The organism is Pseudoalteromonas sp. PSi26 (assembly GCF_054960575.1).
This window is the reverse complement of sequence record NZ_JBHNYT010000018.1, coordinates 42,200-58,910: the sequence shown is the minus strand read 5'-3', so window position 1 is coordinate 58,910 and position 16,711 is coordinate 42,200. Positions and strand designations below refer to the sequence as shown.

16 protein-coding genes and 2 tRNA genes are annotated in these 16,711 nt (G+C 38.0%); 7 read left to right on the top strand and 11 right to left on the bottom strand.

The genetic code is table 11. The annotated features are described in order from the left end of the window. Positions 1–24: 24 nt before the first annotated feature. Positions 25–480, bottom strand: coding sequence for an Lrp/AsnC family transcriptional regulator (locus ACFI34_RS16725; RefSeq protein WP_058405878.1), 456 nt, complete (start codon positions 478–480; stop codon positions 25–27). 128 nt (positions 481–608) lie between these two features. On the opposite strand from ACFI34_RS16725, the gene ACFI34_RS16720 reads away from it, so the two are divergent. Together ACFI34_RS16720 and ACFI34_RS16715 are read left to right on the top strand one after the other, a co-directional pair. Beyond that, positions 609–1,778 carry a PrnB family protein gene (locus tag ACFI34_RS16720; RefSeq protein WP_341219111.1) on the top strand — a complete coding sequence of 390 codons (1,170 nt, stop codon included), beginning with the start codon at positions 609–611 and terminating at the stop codon, positions 1,776–1,778. A gap of 1 nt (position 1,779) precedes the next feature. Beyond that, positions 1,780–2,904: an aminotransferase class V-fold PLP-dependent enzyme gene (locus ACFI34_RS16715; protein WP_462674304.1), complete on the top strand. Its 1,125-nt coding sequence runs from the start codon at positions 1,780–1,782 to the stop codon at positions 2,902–2,904. Here the strand turns inward: ACFI34_RS16715 and ACFI34_RS16710 are convergent. The 5 genes from ACFI34_RS16710 to ACFI34_RS16690 all read right to left on the bottom strand — a co-directional run bounded on the left by ACFI34_RS16710 (position 2,888) and on the right by ACFI34_RS16690 (position 5,858). After that, a complete protein-coding gene (locus ACFI34_RS16710; RefSeq protein WP_462674303.1) occupies positions 2,888–3,376 on the bottom strand; it encodes an RNA-binding protein in 489 nt (162 codons plus the stop codon). The two genes, ACFI34_RS16715 and ACFI34_RS16710, sit on opposite strands and share 17 nt — an antisense overlap. Before the next feature lie 309 nt (positions 3,377–3,685). Further along, positions 3,686–3,778 (bottom strand) — tRNA-Ser (locus tag ACFI34_RS16705). A 49-nt stretch (positions 3,779–3,827) separates the two neighbouring features. After that, positions 3,828–3,918 (bottom strand) — tRNA-Ser (locus tag ACFI34_RS16700). Between the two features lie 217 nt (positions 3,919–4,135). Next, positions 4,136–4,276 (bottom strand): hypothetical protein, encoded by a 141-nt coding sequence (locus tag ACFI34_RS16695; protein ID WP_008128321.1) that lies wholly within the window; start codon positions 4,274–4,276, stop codon positions 4,136–4,138. 784 nt (positions 4,277–5,060) lie between these two features. Further along, a complete protein-coding gene (locus ACFI34_RS16690) occupies positions 5,061–5,858 on the bottom strand; it encodes a YggN family protein (RefSeq protein ID WP_462674302.1) in 798 nt (265 codons plus the stop codon). 381 nt (positions 5,859–6,239) lie between these two features. Between ACFI34_RS16690 and ACFI34_RS16685 the strand changes: the two genes are divergently transcribed. Continuing rightward, positions 6,240–6,425 (top strand): PA3496 family putative envelope integrity protein, encoded by a 186-nt coding sequence (locus tag ACFI34_RS16685; RefSeq protein ID WP_010558095.1) that lies wholly within the window; start codon positions 6,240–6,242, stop codon positions 6,423–6,425. 115 nt (positions 6,426–6,540) lie between these two features. Here ACFI34_RS16685 and ACFI34_RS16680 read toward each other — a convergent pair whose 3' ends face one another. The 3 genes from ACFI34_RS16680 to ACFI34_RS16670 all read right to left on the bottom strand — a co-directional run bounded on the left by ACFI34_RS16680 (position 6,541) and on the right by ACFI34_RS16670 (position 8,258). Beyond that, the gene (locus tag ACFI34_RS16680; RefSeq protein ID WP_462674301.1) at positions 6,541–7,038 is read right to left on the bottom strand and encodes a glutathione peroxidase; all 498 of its coding nucleotides are present in this window, start codon (positions 7,036–7,038) and stop codon (positions 6,541–6,543) included. 219 nt (positions 7,039–7,257) lie between these two features. Continuing rightward, positions 7,258–7,557, bottom strand: a complete 300-nt coding sequence (locus ACFI34_RS16675) for an AzlD domain-containing protein (protein WP_462674300.1) — start codon at positions 7,555–7,557, stop codon at positions 7,258–7,260. Beyond that, complete coding sequence (locus ACFI34_RS16670; protein WP_462674299.1) at positions 7,554–8,258, bottom strand: AzlC family ABC transporter permease; 705 nt, start codon at positions 8,256–8,258, stop codon at positions 7,554–7,556. Before ACFI34_RS16670 ends, ACFI34_RS16675 begins: the two co-directional genes overlap by 4 nt. A gap of 98 nt (positions 8,259–8,356) precedes the next feature. Here ACFI34_RS16670 and ACFI34_RS16665 point away from each other — a divergent pair, with 98 nt between their 5' ends. The 3 genes from ACFI34_RS16665 (at position 8,357) to ACFI34_RS16655 (ending at position 11,988) form a co-directional block, all read left to right on the top strand. After that, complete coding sequence (locus ACFI34_RS16665) at positions 8,357–9,013, top strand: cytochrome b/b6 domain-containing protein (protein ID WP_462674298.1); 657 nt, start codon at positions 8,357–8,359, stop codon at positions 9,011–9,013. A 194-nt stretch (positions 9,014–9,207) separates the two neighbouring features. After that, positions 9,208–9,768 carry a chitin-binding protein gene (locus ACFI34_RS16660; RefSeq protein WP_462674297.1) on the top strand — a complete coding sequence of 187 codons (561 nt, stop codon included), beginning with the start codon at positions 9,208–9,210 and terminating at the stop codon, positions 9,766–9,768. Between the two features lie 144 nt (positions 9,769–9,912). After that, the gene (locus tag ACFI34_RS16655) at positions 9,913–11,988 is read left to right on the top strand and encodes a S9 family peptidase (RefSeq protein WP_462674296.1); all 2,076 of its coding nucleotides are present in this window, start codon (positions 9,913–9,915) and stop codon (positions 11,986–11,988) included. 43 nt (positions 11,989–12,031) lie between these two features. Here the strand turns inward: ACFI34_RS16655 and ACFI34_RS16650 are convergent, their stop codons facing one another. Continuing rightward, positions 12,032–12,790 carry a LytR/AlgR family response regulator transcription factor gene (locus tag ACFI34_RS16650; RefSeq protein WP_462674295.1) on the bottom strand — a complete coding sequence of 253 codons (759 nt, stop codon included), beginning with the start codon at positions 12,788–12,790 and terminating at the stop codon, positions 12,032–12,034. Between the two features lie 225 nt (positions 12,791–13,015). Between ACFI34_RS16650 and ACFI34_RS16645 the strand changes: the two genes are divergently transcribed. Next, complete coding sequence (locus tag ACFI34_RS16645) at positions 13,016–15,958, top strand: TonB-dependent receptor domain-containing protein (RefSeq protein WP_462674294.1); 2,943 nt, start codon at positions 13,016–13,018, stop codon at positions 15,956–15,958. A 256-nt stretch (positions 15,959–16,214) separates the two neighbouring features. Here ACFI34_RS16645 and ACFI34_RS16640 read toward each other — a convergent pair whose 3' ends face one another. After that, positions 16,215–16,688 carry a Dps family protein gene (locus tag ACFI34_RS16640; protein ID WP_010558088.1) on the bottom strand — a complete coding sequence of 158 codons (474 nt, stop codon included), beginning with the start codon at positions 16,686–16,688 and terminating at the stop codon, positions 16,215–16,217. Positions 16,689–16,711 lie beyond the last annotated feature (23 nt).

Here is a 16,711-nt window from a genome sequence, read left to right as displayed (position 1 = left end):
AACAACACTTTATTTGCAGCACTATTACAACGGAAGCTGCTTTTTAGTAAATGATTGCTTAAGTACCACCGTTGACTCTATGTTAGCGATACAGCTTAAGCCACCTAGCTGATGCTTAACAAATTGTTCATAGCTTTCAAGATCGTTGGCAATAATTTTCAATAAATAATCATAACTACCTGATATTACACTGCACTCTAATACATGAGAAAGTTTTTCTACGGATTGTTCAAATTGATCTGCCGCGCTAACTGAATTTTGATTTAACCTAATAAAAGCATACACCAATACATTGAGATCAAGCGCTTTAGGATTTATTGCAGCGTGATAGCCCGTAATAATATGTTCTTTTTCTAGTTTTTTAATCCGTCTTAAACAGGGAGTATCAGATAGGCTAATTGTATTTGCGAGGTCAGACACCGATATTCTGGCGTTTGCTTGCAGAGTAATTAGTATTTGCTGATCTTTTTTATCTAACATATTTTGGTAACTACTTTTGTTTTTTTTAGTGATTTCCCCTAAGTATAGGCTTTTTTATACATTTTTTTGACGATTTACGCTCGCACGACTCTGTTAGCATTTAAATATAAAAATAATAGAGCAAAATAATGAATACACATACGGCCACATTTGATGATTGGATACGCACTGAATTTGTAGAGATAAATACAGAATTAGAGCAGCTTTATTGGCAGCAATTCGATAAAGCAAATGTTGAAGGTGTTGGTGAGAAATTAAAGCAGCAATTAAAAAGGCAAGGCAATGTATTAATTTCACACTTGTTAGCCGAAGGAAATACCGATCAAGGGTTTGATCGTGCATTTGATTTATTAGGCAATGTTGGGTTATTTATGGCTGCATGTCGCCGCCATGAAATAACTGAGCCCAGTAGAGAAACTACTTCACCTTTGGTAGAGGCATCGGCATTGGCAATGCATATTGGTGCGTCGATTGGTGTAACACCGCGGTTTGCTACCGCGCATTTAACCACCCACAATAAAGCTGTTAATGGCACCTATAAGCGCTTTACTAATTTACCTGATGAAAAACTTTTTTTAGATTATAACACTCAAGGTATTTTAGCCTACAAGCGAGCAAGTGATGCCTTATTAAAAATAGTACCACTAGGTATTTCACACCCTTTGTGTGGTGAATTACTAAAGGCTGCAAAGTACGCGCTCATTAATGTAATTGAATCTAACAATGCACTTTACACACAATTAGATACAGATCGTTTTTTTAACTGTGTTCGCCCTTACTACAAGCCATACCGTGTTGGTAAAGAGATTTATCGAGGTGCAAACGCAGGCGATTTTGCCGGAATTAACGTAATTGATATGTTGCTTGGTCTTTGTAGTGCAAATGAGCCAAGCTACTCACAAATGCTGGTGGATAAGTTTTTGTATATGATGCCAGAAGATCAGCAAATATTAAGAGAGTCAATGCGAATACAAAGCTTTATGGACGATTTTTTACAAGCGCAGCAATATAAAAATAGCAACTGGTTTAAATCACATGGAAAGCTATTTATGCAAGTATGTAAGTTACATGGTGACACAGCAATCGGACATCATAACCAATTGGTAGAAAAATTTATTGCGCAACCGTCAAAGCAGATGCAAGAGCAACATTTAAGTAAAGTAACGGCAAGTGGACCGCCACTTCATGTATTACTCGATTCGTTAGAAAAGTTGAGGGATAGACGCGCAGCGGCAAAAAGGGACGATATAAAAACGCGGTTTGATGATCTCAATTCATTAAAAGAGTGGGTGAAGTAATATGCTTAAAAATGATTTTTGTATACCTGAAGGTTGCTACTTTTTAAGCCACTCCGTCGGCAGACCATTAAAAAGTTCTCAACAGTACTTTACAGAGCATTACCTATCACCATGGCAAGATTCAAATAAAGAGCCATGGCAACAATGGTTACCTCAAATAGATGCGTTTACTTCTGCACTAGGTAAGTTATTTAATTCGCCAAGTTCACAATTTTGCCCGCAAGTTAACTTATCAAGCGGTTTAACTAAGTTAGTTATGTCGCACCCTCAATTACAACAAGCACGCTGCAAAGTGCTTATGGCACAAAGCGACTTTCCAAGTATGGGGTTTGTAATGCAAAAGGCGTTACCGCCTTGTGCAGAAATAATGTTTATCCCTGAAGAAGAAAATCTAAGCGATATAGCTGTATGGGAGCGTTATTTAACATCCGATATAGATATGGTGTTTGTAAGTCATGTTTATTCAAATACGGGTGTTCAAGCACCGATAAGCGATATTGTATTACGCACTAAGATGACTAATAGCCTTTCAATAATTGATGTAGCGCAATCTGCTGGAGTTTTGCCTTTGGATTTAACAACGCTTGATGCCGATTTCATGATTGGCTCAAGTGTTAAATGGTTGTGCGGCGGGCCAGGTGCAGCCTATTTATGGGTTAATCAAAACCAGCTGGAGCAGTGTAAGCCAAAAGATGTGGGGTGGTTTTCTCATGAAGACCCCTTTGAGTTTAATATTAACCATTTTTGTTATCATCACAGCGCGCTGAGATTTTGGGGAGGCACCCCTTCTATAGCCCCGTATGTGATTGCTGTAAATAGTATAAATTACTTTGCAGATCTAACAGTTAGAAAGGTAAGAGAGCATAATCTCGCGATGATTTCGAATATTCATCAGCATTTAAGTGAATTTGTTGTATCACCAATACAAAGCAATCAATGTAGTGGTACCGTTATTATGTTTTTTAAGAATAAACAGCAGCAAATATTAGCAGCGCTGGGAAAAGCAAACATGAGTGTTGACGAGCGCAAATACGGAATACGAGTCTCACCGCATATTTATACAACGGAAGAAGATGTAAACGCGCTTATCAATACCATAAAGCAAGCGCTTAAGGAATTTGACTAAGCAACTGCTTTCGTTGACGTAAAGCATCTATTTGTTGTTGTGTACGCGTAACTTTTGATTCATATGCGCTGGTAATTGGCGCTGTTTTTTTAGCAATGGCGTCAGCAATAGAAGAGGCGCCTAACCGGTTAGCCTGATCTTGTGTAACATAGCTGGCTTGCTTTATTTGCTCTTGGTAGGTTTTTTCTGTTTGTTTAAGTGTTAATTGTAGCTTGCTTATTTCACGTTCTATTTGCTGAACTTCTAAAAAATTGTCTACTGAACTATCTGTAACATTATTTGCTTGAGTGGGGCTTTTATAGGCTTCAATTATATTGATTTCTTTTAGTGTGATCTGTTCGGCATCTTTTGAGCAAGGTGTTTGGCTAAAGGTAGGAACACCTTTAATTACACACTTAAATACCGTTGTATTTTGAGAAAAAGAAAAAAAAGGTAGCGCTGTGCATGTAATTAACAATATGAACCTGTTCATAGCAAACCTAAAGTGGCTATCGTTTTAGTAATAATGCACTAAGTCATAGCGGGTTACAATTTGTTTAATTTTTATAAATTTTAGGCACAAAAAAACCACAATTAAGTGGTTTATATCTAGTATATGGTGGAGAGGGAGGGATAGACTTGCTTACATCCATGTAATCAATCGCTGCGCGACGCTTGCCGCGGCCTAAACTGTTCCCGACACTTTATCGAACCCTGTCGAGAGTTCTCACCCTCCCAGTTTTTAACGGAGTTAAAATTCAGGCACAAAAAAACCACAATTAAGTGGTTTATATCTAGTATATGGTGGAGAGGGAGGGATTCGAACCCTCGATAGAGCTACAAACTCTATACTCCCTTAGCAGGGGAGCTCCTTCGGCCACTCGGACACCTCTCCAACGCATAACCGGTTGTATTGATGATATAAAAAACCACCAACTAAAATATGGTGGAGAGATAGGGATTTGAACCCTAGATAGGCTACAAACCTATGCCGGTTTTCAAGACCGGTGCATTCGACCACTCTGCCATCTCTCCGTGACGCAGAATAATACTTAGGAGATGGGGGTGTGTAAATAGCAAAATGTCTGTTTGCCTAAAAAATAGACGTAAATACGTGTTTTTTTATAAATTAGGGGAAAATAAGGCAATTATTAATAAAATAAAGAGGTTGCAGCAAACTGTGGGAGCTAAAAAAGAGACTTTTTAGTGGTTGGGTGTTTGCTGCACCGAATAAATAACCATGGTTGGGTGATTATTTATATTGCGCTGCGCCGCCAAGTGCTAATTTTTTTCCAAGCGTATTAAGTCTAGCTAGCATTTTTGCTTTTCGGTTGGTTGGTTTAACTGCAATTTGTGTGTTTGCTGTTTGGTTTAATGTATTTATAGGGTTCATCACTTGGCTCCGGTTTAGGTCTGTTGAAAACATGCGCATTTTGCATGCAAAGTGTACAAAAATAAAACGATAAAAATTACCTGTGAGGCATTAGTTATTTTTATCTGAAGTGGTGATTGTTAATCAAATGTTTAATTGTGTTTTTTCTGTTTTTTAATTTTTATTTTACTCGGTTATTTATTAGTTTGTTGTTTTAAATGTGTTTTTACTATTTTTGTTTTTTATTTATGCATATTCGATTGTTTTAAATGGGTAATTATTCAGATTATTTTATTTTGGTTTTTAATTGTTATTTTTGTGGTTTTTTTATAGCAGCTAGTAGTTATGCTTAGTGCAATAAAAATCGCCTGCTATGAGGCAGGCGCTTTAGTGTTAGTTACGTTTAAAGGTGTCTAACTGGGGATGGAGCCTCTCAGCTTTTTGCTAAGGGCATAAATTTTGAAGCAAATTGCTTGTTGAATATTTTAGTCTTGCTTAGCCACTAAAAATTGGATGATTAAATCTTTAGTGTTATCAAAAATAGGGGGGCATATGAGTTAAATTTATGTCCATAAAACGCTGCTTTTATCTTTATTATTTATAACGATAAATAACGAACGCAGTCTATGTTTGTATAAAGCCAAAAAGTTGTTTACTTAGGCAAGTAATAACTAGACCAATGACCCTTATTCTTAGCCGAACAACATGAACGAGAAAAAAAGAGACAGAACAGATACAAAAAAGCAGCATTCAATAAAATAAAATGCTGCTGAAGGGATGTTAAATATAGTGAGTTAATTGCGGGTTATTTAACGTGTTTAAAGGTAAATAATTGATAACCTTCTAGCTCAGGAACTAACGTTACTAGCTGCTCTTCTTGTTTTGCAATTTCAGCAAAATTACCGCATAAAGAATTAGCTCGTTGCTCTAAATTGTTCGCGTGTAACTCTACTTTCTCTTCAATTTGTGCGCCCATATTTTCCATGCGTTCTTCGAATGCATCCATATCGCCGCCAGAACCTAATAACTCCGATCCAAGCGCGACCAGTATACTACCCATAGATTGCATGACTGCTGATTCAACGGCTGTTTCTATTTGTTTTTCAAACTGATGCTCAAAGTTTTCACCAAATTGGTTAAAACTTTGCTGGCCCATAACAAAGGTGCCTTCTTTATAAAACGTGTTTTCTACTTCTAAGCGTATATCGTCCATTAATGATGACATATCGTCTAAGCCATTAATGTTAAAAGCATTACCGACTTCTTCCAAAGCAACACCGGCGATTTTTACGCCGTCTAATGCAATATTAGCGACTTCGGGTAGCTGTATACGTAAGCTATCAGAGTATTGAGTAAGAGCTTGGCGTTGTGAGTTATTAAGCGCTACAAACTCACCGTTTACCATTAAATCGCCATTGCTGTTGAATTGCATAGCTTGGTTTTTTGCTGTAAAAATTTCTAGTTCGTTTGGCTTGATGCGAACGTCATTTTTAAACTCTACGTCGCATTGATCGTTGCTAAATGAAATTGTTGAATCATTATCGTTGTTTGCCATAGCAACAGGTGTACAGATTAATGCGCTAACTAATAGTAATTTTTTCATGTGATGACTCTATTTTTTGTTGATAACAAATAACTAATAACAAGTTTGGTGCCACTATTTTTTTATCAATAAAAGCAATGGTTTGTGTTTTTTACTGGGGTTAAAGGTCTGTTTTATTTTTATTATTAGACTATATTTTGGTGAAATTCACCAACGAATATAAATTTATAAAAAATTTTTATCGATACGATAAAAAACTCTCACTTTCCACAATTGCAATTTAGCGCTATTTATTCACATTAATGACATGAAGACTATTTACTATGGCTTTGTGGCTTTACTTTGATGCTAATTTGCACAGCATATTGGTGTTAAATTTTTTAATTCACCAATTACATTAAATAAAGCGTAATTGGTCTCAAACACTTTATGGAGTGGGTTGTGGGTAAGACATTTAGTTACGATGCGCTAGATGATGATTTTGTTGAAGACGAATACGAAATGGTCGGTCGTAATCAACACGATAAAAACAAGCAAAAGGTTAAGAAAAAGTTGGAAGACTACCTTGAGCAAAAACGCTTGCGTAAAAATCTAGGCGAAGATGACTTAAGCGATTACATCGATTAAATCGCACTAGTATAAATACAATACCAATTAATAACGGCGGCTAAGTGCACAAAAAAGTGCGCTTAATCGGCTGTTACATTGGCAATAAAGAGGCTATGTGCCTCTTTATTACTTTTTACTGCGTGCTTTTTGCCTTACTTAATGCTTTTTGTATAGTGAGCTCTATCTTTTCTGGCTTAGTAAAAGGGGCATAGCGCTTAATTGGCGTGCCATCGGCTGCAATTAAAAACTTAGTGAAATTCCATTTTATTTTTCGAGTTAAAAATCCCGGTAATGCTGACTTTAAAAATCGAAATACAGGGTGTGCATTTTTACCATTCACATCAACTTTGTCTGTTATTAAAAAGCTGACTCCGTAATTTATCAAGCACCCTTGCTCTATTTGCGACCTATCTCCAGGCTCTTGTTGGCCAAATTGATTGCACGGAAATCCTATAATCACAAGTCCTTGACTGGCGTACTTTTCATGAAGCGCTTGTAAAGATGCGTACTGGTAGGTAAATCCGCATTTACTTGCAGTATTAACAATGAGTACAACTTTTCCCTCAAAGTCATCAAAGTTAATAGGTTGGCCCTGTAGACTTGTTGCGCTTAATTGATGAAACTTTTGCATGGTGGCTTCTTATTATTGTTGTTAGGCATACTTTAACGCGGTAAAGGTTTTACATAAAGTATAAAGTTTATTCGTGACGCGAGACATGTGACCTAACGGCCTTGGTATAGCCTGAGCTAAATTTTGCGTATTGCTTCTACCTAATTCCACATCCTTGTAGGTGAAAAATAATAAACAATCCTCAGGCCGCTAAAACTTAACTTTAGAGGTTAATAAACCCTAATTTAAAATTAGAAACAAACCCATACCGGCAAGTGTTGTGTAATAAATGTTATGTGTTTTATAGGCTACAATAATGGCTACAATAGCGGCGCTTAAGTAAGGGTTTTGCCAATGCAGGTTTATGCCTTCTTTACCCAAAAATACAATAGGAACCCAAATAGCGGTAAGCACGGCAGGTGCACTAAAGCTTAAAAATTGCTGCATTTTAGGGCCCACTTTAAAAGGTAATGCACGGTGTAAAAATAAATAACGCGTAAAAAACGTAATGCAGGCCATGAGTAAAATAGTGGTCATCATGTTTTATTGTCCTTTTTCGCTGTTAGCCTTGCCGTTGTATAACCTGCACTCATTGCTAATAATGCGGAGCACACTAGCCATAATTCAAACCCTGTGCTTTTTAACCACGTAGCAGTAATACCTGCCACAATAACAGTCACCAAAGAGGCGGTATTTTTAATACCTGGAATAACTAAGGCGATAAAAGTAGCTGCAATTGCAAAGTCGAGTCCTAAATTAGTTAAATCAGGAAGCATAGAACCAGCAACAATGCCTATTAATGTCCATATATTCCATGCGATGTAAAAACTAAAGCCTGCACTAAGCGCATAAACTAAACGCACTTTTGTGCGATAAGCTTTGCGGTGATGAGAAAACGCAAATAATTCATCGGTTAATACAAAGCTAACAGGTAGGCGCCATCGCATTGGTTGATCTATGACTTTATGCCTAACAGCAAGTCCATATAAAAAATGCCGAGAGCTAATTATAAACGTAGTGAATAATATGGTAAGTAAGGGGGTGTTACCCGCCATAAGTTCAATAGCGACAAGTTGAGCTGAACCTGCAAAAACCAGTAACGACATGGCTTGTGTTTCAAGAGCTGTAAATCCATTTTGAATAGCTAAAGAGCCGCAGAGTATTCCCCATGGAATAACGGCTAAGCAAAGCGGAAGCATATCTAAAAAGCCTTTTATTATCGCTTTTTTAACTGGTTGCATAGCATTTACCTTGCTGGCTTGTAGAATGGCAGATAATGACACCTTATTATGAGGTTGATGAGCATTTTAATAATACTGTTTTTTTGAGGGTAAACACAATGACGACGATAAAAGTATGGGATGGGTTTATACGGTGTTTTCATTGGCTGTTAGTCATAAGTATTGCCGTTTTATATTTTAGTGTAGAAGAAGGCATGATTGAGCTGCATTTTGTTGCCGGGTTTTTTACTTTAGCGCTCATTGTTACGCGAATAGTATGGGGGATTGTGGGTAGCCGAACAGCAAAATTAAGTGGTTTGTTTCACTCACCTAAGGCTGTGTTAAAGGGGCTTAAAAAACCGATTGACACCATTGGACACTCTGCTCCTGGTAGCTATATGGTTATTGCTTTTTTTACGCTTATATCAACGCAATTAATTACCGGGTTGATGAGTAGTGACGGTATTTTAACTGACGGCCCGCTTGTTGAATATGTATCGAGTGATACGGTAGATTTTGCTAATTGGCTGCATCACCTCAATTTTGACATATTACTGTATGCAATAGGCTTGCATTTAGCGGCAATTGTTGTGTACAAAATTAAAGGTAAGCCTTTAGTAAAAGCAATGATTACTGGAGAAAAAGCATCAAAATCAAACGGTGTACAAAGCTCCGTAACTAAGTCGCCTTGGCTCGCGTGGGCTATATTTGCAGGCTTACTGCTTATACTCGCATTTACTTGGGGGCAAGAGCCTTTACAGTACTTATTTGGATAAATTTAGCTTTTAAAGTGATTCTTAATTACTGGTTTTAAATCTCGGTTACATTCTTTTGTTTGATTGTTAGGGAGTGGGTACTTATAATTAGCACTTCCTTGGCAAGTGAATGGTTTGCAGTATTACTTGTTATTGGTGCTTGTTGTTTATTCATAATGAATAAACTATATCACTCTTAAGGTGTAGCCGTGTTTATGCATACGTCGTTGGCCTGCGGGGAATGGTCAACAATTGGTTGCTTAAATCATCACACTCAATTATTTATTGGTGATGTGGTGAAAGTAACTTTTTATGACATGCAAGGAGAGCTAATTAGCTTATCGTTTGATTTTAAAATTACTTCATTTGAACAAGGGGAGCCTCACGCTTGGCCGCGTTTGATAGCAGAATACATTAATGTTCATATTCCTTTGGTTAGTGCAGGAAAAATGACTGAACACGGTTTAATCGTCGCTTATCGGAATAATAAAATCTTTGCATTGCAAAGTAGCGGTATATACAAAGCACATATTGATTTTCATTGTATTGCGAAATGCGACGAGCGTGAAGTAAGTTCGCAACCTTATGAGTATGTTTACCCTGAACATAGCGAGCGCTATAACGCGGGTACTAAAGTATTACAGCCAAAAGATGGGTGCATATATCAATGTAGGCCTTGGCCTTTTAATGAGTTTTGTCGAAAGGCAAAGGATAAGCAGTCAATATTTGAACCAGGGATAGGTAAAAGTTGGGCTATGGCTTGGCTGCAATTATAAATTAGTTAAATACATGTTTCTTCCCATAGGTATTACAGGTTTAGGAATAAATCGGTTGCCTTTAAGCCCACTCAACTATTGAGTGGGCTTTTTTATTTTTATGATAAACTGCGAGCATTATTACTTCTTTAATTTGGTTTATTTGTGCCTAGTTCAGACTACTCTTTAAGCTTGTTGCCTCATTTCCCTGTTGCTGAAAAGCAACCCCACACATTAACTACACATAATAAAAAAAGAACCGACCATTACTATTGGATGCGTGATGATGAGCGCAAAAATGAAAAAGTACTCGCACATTTACAAGCCGAAAATAACTATTGCGATGAGCAATTAGCATGTATTAAACCCTTGCAAAATACCTTATTCGAAGAGTTAAAAGCGCGTATTGTAAAAGACGACAATTCCGTGCCCGTCAAAGATGGAAAATACTGGTATCACTCTGAAGTGCGCGGTGACGATGAATATGCGCGTCATTATCGTAGCACAAGTATTAAAGCTGAAAATAAAGCCCTTTTGCTAGATGTAAACGAACTTGCACAAGGTTTTGAATTTTTTGACCTTGGGGAAGTTGCACTAAGCCCTAATGAGCAGCTTATGGCATATTCACAAGATACTGAAGGTCGCCGTATTTATAACGTTCGTTTTAAAAATATATCAACAGGCGAAATGCTCACTGATGAGCTTGAAAATACAGAAGGGCAAGTTGTTTGGGCAAACGACAATAAAACCGTTTTTTATGTTAAAAAAGATCTGCAAACTTTATTAGGGTACCAAGTATTTAGGCATGAGCTGGGAAGTGCGCAAAGCCAAGATGTGTTGGTATATGAAGAACACGACAGCAGCTTTTTTATGGGGTTGGGTAAAAGCCGAGATGAAGGGCTAATTATAATTGATTTGGCGTCTACTGAGTCCAACGACACATGGGTGCTTGATGCCAATAATCCGCAAGGTCAATTTAGTGCACTTATGCAAAGAGAAGAGGGCCATGAGTTTGATATCGATAAGTTAGGCGACACATTTTATATTGTCACCAACTGGCAAGCTAAAAACTTCAGGTTGATGACTGCAACCGAGCAGACTATTGCTGATAAAACTCAGTGGCAAGAGCATACAGCCCACAGGGAACATGTATTACTTGAAGGCGTTGAGCTATTTAATGACTTCTTAGTGCTCAGCGAACGAGAGCAAGGACAAACACGTTTTGTTGTAGTAAACAAAGAAGGCAAGCGTATGGCGCTTGAGTTTGACGATCCTTGTTATTACGCTGCTGTTGCAATGAACCCAGAGCCCAATGTTAAAACGGCGCGCATTTATTACTCAAGCTTAACCACTCCAGGTTCTTTGTACGATGTTGACCTTATAACGGGTGAAAAAACATTGCTTAAACAGCAAAAGGTATTAGGTGACTTTAAAGCCACAGATTATAAGTCTGAGCGGCTGATGATTACTTCGCGTGATGGCGTCAAAATACCTGCTTCTGTTGTATACCGAAAAGATAGTTTTAAAAAAGATGGCACCAACCCATTGTTTCAATATGGGTATGGGGCTTATGGTTACACCATTGATCCGAGCTTCTCTAGCACGTCGCTCAGCTTACTTGACCGTGGTTTTGTTTATGTCATTGCACATGTGCGTGGTTCCGAAATGCTAGGCCGCAATTGGTATGAGCAAGGTAAAAAAACACATAAACAAAATAGTTTTAGTGATTTTATCGACGTAACAAAAGCGCTGGTTGAACAAAAATACTGTGATAGCAGCAAAGTATTTGCATCCGGTGGTAGTGCGGGTGGCTTGCTTATGGGGGCGGTGCTGAATCAAGCTCCACAGTTATATTGTGGTGTAGGGTGTCATGTGCCATTTTTAGATGTACTCACCACGATGTTGGACGAGAGTATTCCACTGACCACCAACGAGTACGATGAATGGGGAAACCCGAACGATCCACAGTTTTATAATGTAATAGAATCGTATTCGCCTTATGACAATATAAGCGCACAAAATTACCCTAATATATTAGTCACTACCGGCCTACATGACTCGCAAGTGCAGTACTGGGAGCCCATGAAGTGGGTTGCTAAAATGCGAGAATACAAAACAGATAATAATATTTTGGTATTTAAAACTGATATGGATGCAGGTCATGGTGGCGCATCTGGACGCTTTAAAAGCTTGGAAGAGAAAGCCCTTGAAATGGCATTTTTTATTGCGTTAGTTCAGTAATTACTTTTAGAAGCATCTGCACTACTGAGTATTATGAGGACTCCTAACTAGGGCTCATAATACTCTCTAAACAGCTTTTATAACGCCTTGAAAGGTTGAGATATATATCGTTTTTAAGTTTGATTTTATAATCACCGCTATCTGTTGGCATAAGCTCAGAAATAGCTTGTTTTCTTACTAATGTTGAACGATGAATACGTATAAAGCCTTCAGGCTCTAACTTTTTTTCAATGTTTTTCATTGTTTCACGATGTAGAACCGGTGTGTCACATTTACTAAAATGCAATTCGACATAGTTACCAGCTCCATTGACCCAGATAATGTCTTTCACATCTATAAGCCTTACTTTCCCTACATCTTTTACAACGATATGTGAAGATGATTTTAGGTCATTATTAGTATTAATGCTTTGCTGAAATCTTTTCTCAGCTAAATTTGCTAAAGGACAAAGGTGAACTAGCTTTTCAAAGCACTTTTCTATTCTTGCGGAAGTGCTATCTGTTGTTAAAAAGTCTACAGCACCTACTTCAAAAGCAAAACTTGCCAGTTTAGCTGACTGGGCAATTATAACTAGCTTCAATTTTTTAGAAAGCTCGGTCAAATAAACAATTTGGGTCGGGTCAGATAGGTCAGCTAGTTCATAAAATAAAACGTTATGTTTTGTAGGATTTACTTGGTCTAAGCGCTTCTCTGTAATAAAGAGTTGAGAATTAAAATGTCTGTGTAATTTTATTTCTTTATTTAAAAATTTAGAAAATTCAGATGTAGTTACTCGAATTAAAGCATTAAAAGAAGCTTTCATAATTATGTACTCCCAACAGTCTATAAAAGTAAAGACCGTTTATTTAAAAAAAAATGTGAGCAATAATTAATAATTATCAATAAAAAAATTTTATCCCATCAATCATGCCCCCGACATCAAATTTTAAGCCGATTAAATAACCCCCATGGAGTCTTAGGTTTTTAACAATTAGTGTTTCCTTCTCTTACGTAATAGTTACAAAAATAACAATTCAGGGGAATTGCAATGAAAAAAATAGATAACAGAGGTAACCGATTTTTTAAAAAATCGTCAGTAGCAATGGCTTTAAGTAGCGCCGTTTTAGCAGGTTTCTCATTTCAAGGCTTTGCCGCTGAAGGTGACGAAATTGAAAAAATCGAGCGTGTTCAAGTAACTGGTTCGCGTATTCGTTCTGCTGAGGCAATGTCTTCTGCACCTATTCAGGTTGTTAGTGGTGAAGCTATAGATGCTTCTGGTTCATTAAACATTCAAAACTTACTGCTAGATAATCCTGCTTTTGGTTCACCTGCAATCAGCCGAACAAATTCTAACTTCTCAACTGCCAGTGCAGGTGTTGCAACCGTTGATTTACGTAATTTAGGGTCAAATCGTACTTTAGTTTTAGTTAATGGTCGTCGTTATGTGTCTGGTGTACCAGGCAGTACAGCAGTTGATTTGAATACGATTCCAAGTCAATTTATTAAGCGTGTAGAAATTATGACTGGTGGCGCGTCATCAGTATATGGTTCTGATGCGGTTGCGGGTGTTGTTAACTTTGTACTAAAAGATGACTTCGAGGGTATTGAGTTTGAAGGTCAATACGGAGAATCTAGTGAGGGTGATGATCAATCACGCCAATTTGCTTTTACGTCTGGCTTGTCTAGCAATGATGGTAATGGTCAGGTTATGTTTCATTTAGGCTACTCTGACCAAGGTTCAGTTTTTTCTCGTGACCGAGATCGTTCTGCAGTAGATCAACTTTCTGGAATTTATTTTGAGGCAGATCCAGTAGCGAATCCAAATTCTATCTTCGAAGCAGTCAGTCCGTTTTTTTCATCATTCCCACCTCAAGGCCGTTTTGATGCAGGTGATACTCGCTTCACATTCAGTCCTGATAATACTTTACAAGATTCATTCAGCACCAATGGTGTTGATGGAGTTGGTGCAAATGGTTTTAACCGAAGTGGACAACGCACAATTGCAATTCCGACAGAGCGTTATCTTTTCGCATCTAATGGTTCTTATGAGCTGTCAGACAAGCATAGTTTCTTTTTTGAGGGTACATATGCTTCAAGCACAACTGTTTCTGAGCTAGAGCCTTTTCCATTTGCTTCAGATGACATTTATGCAAACGGCAGAGTTCCAATTGAATTTAATGTGAATGGCGAAATGCTAAGAAATGCATTTGTACCAGATGATATTTACAATGCTGCGACAGACACTGATGGTGATGGCGCTAGAGATATTTTCTTTGCAAAACGTTTAAGTGATGTTGGTAATCGTGGTGCGCGAGCGGAACGTGACACATTCCGAATAGCTTTAGGGTTTCAAGGCGAAATAAACGATGATTGGTTCTATGATACTTATTATGTATACGGTAAGACTAAAGAGTCTCAAGTTTCTGGTGGTCTAGTAAATGTTCAAAGTTTTCGCCAAGGCTTAGAAGCTGTAATTGACAGCCAAGATTTAGACGGTGATGGAATCACTGATGAAGCTATTTGTATTGATGCAACAGCACGTGGTTTCAGCTGCGCACCAGTAAATATCTACGGTTTTGATTCACTTTCACAGAGCGCAGTTGATTTTGTAAGTGCTCCTAGCTCACTTTCTACTTCTGTTGAACAAGAAATCATTGGTGGTACTGTTTCAGGTGATTTGTTCGAACTACCTGCAGGTATGGTTGGTATCGCTGCGGGTTTTGAATACCGTGAAGAGTATTCACGCAGTGAGTTTGACGCTCTTCAACAAGCTGGTTTAAATGCGGGTAATGCGATCCCTGCAACTGAAGGGTCTTTCGATGTGACAGAGTACTTCTTAGAAGCAAATATTCCAGTACTTGAATCGGTGACAATGAATGCAGCGGTTCGTTTGTCAGACTACTCTACAGTAGGTAATACTGAAAGTTGGAATGTAGGCGTTGATTGGGAAGTAATGGATAGTTTACGTATACGCGCTACCCGAGCTCAATCTACACGTGCTCCAAATATTGACGAACTGTTTTCACCTCCTTCACAAACATTCCCAAGTGGTTTAACAGATCCTTGTTCGGGTGTTGGCAATAGTGGTGACGGTGCACTAGGTGATGCTTGTCGAGCAGACGCTGGTGTAGCGAACAATATCGCTACGAACGGTGTGTTCACGTTAAACCAGTCTGATATTCAGGGCATCAGTGGCTTCAATCGCGGTAACCCTGATTTGAAAGAAGAAGTTGGTAACTCTGTAACTGTCGGTGTTGTATTTACGCCTGAAGAGTTGGTTTCTGGACTAGATATCACTCTTGATTACTTTGATATTGAAATAGATGATGCAATTGTATCTACACCTCGTCAATTTATATTAGATCAATGTTATGGTGGAGGTGATGATAGCTTCTGTAGTTTCATAACTCGTCGAAGTGGCCCTTCAGGTAACAACAGCGCAGGTTCATTAGAGTTTATTGATAGTGGTGTATCAAATAGTGGTGGTTTAGGCACAGAAGGAGTGGATTTAACTATTACTTACTCAGCAGATATTGGGCCAGGAGCATTTAAAACTCGCCTAGCTTACACATACCTTATGGATGGTTACTCTATCCCACTTCCAGGTGCTGACAAAGACGAGTTTGCTGGCGAAATTGGTGCTTCGGAGCATAAAGCTAACTGGAACTTAGGTTACAACCTTGATGACTTTGATTTTAACTGGAGCATGACATACATTGGCTCAGCTGACTTCGATGATCAGTTCTTAAGTGGTTTTGGAATTGCACCAGGTGGTGTAGGTATCGGTTCAGTAACTTACCATGACTTTCAAGGTAGTTACCATCTAAATGACTCAGTTGAGTTTTATGCTGGTGCAAATAATATCTTTGACAAAGAGCCACCACGAATACTGTCTGGTGTAAGTGGTTCTAGCACTGGTACTGAGACCGATGCAGGTACATACGATCCAATCGGCCGTACTTTCTATGTTGGATTCAGAAGTAAGTTCTAACTAAAAGATCTATTTTAATAGCGTTGTTTAATTAATTACGTTAATGAAGCCCCAATAAATAATGGGGCTATATTATTTGAGTGGTTAACTATGGTTATTCAAATAATTTAATTTTCGCTTAAACCAAAAACAATACCACTGGTAATAGTGGTATTGTTTAGTATTTGAAGGTGGCTAATATTGTAACCGAATCGTTCAGCTGTTTAACGATTTATCCCTATTTGCGCCCTCATTATTGAGGGTTTTTTGCTTAAATTTAATCTAAATAAGCTTTTAGCATCCAAACTAGTTTTTCTTGTTCAGAGATGTAGTCGCCCATTAATGATGCTGTACCTTCATCGCCTGCATCACCCGCTTGGTTTAAAATTTCTCGTTGCTTTTTAATTAGTGTACTGTAGCCCGCTAATATGTTTTCTACGGCAGTAACACCATCACTTATGCCTTTTGCTTCTTTAATTTCACTGACTTCAAGGTAATCTGAAAATGCATGTAATGGCGCGCCATCGAGCGTTAAAATGCGCTCTGCAATTTCGTCTACTTTTAAAAGTAACAGATTATAAATTTCTTCAAACTTAACGTGTAATTCAAAAAAGTTACGGCCTTTAATGTTCCAGTGAAAACCACGAGCATTCATATACTGTATTTGGTAGCTGCTCAGCAGAGTATTAAGTGATTTTACAATATCGTCGCTTTTTGCGCTGTTTAAACCAATTGCATTTACTTGTGACATAACTTGCTCCTTAAAAACCGTTT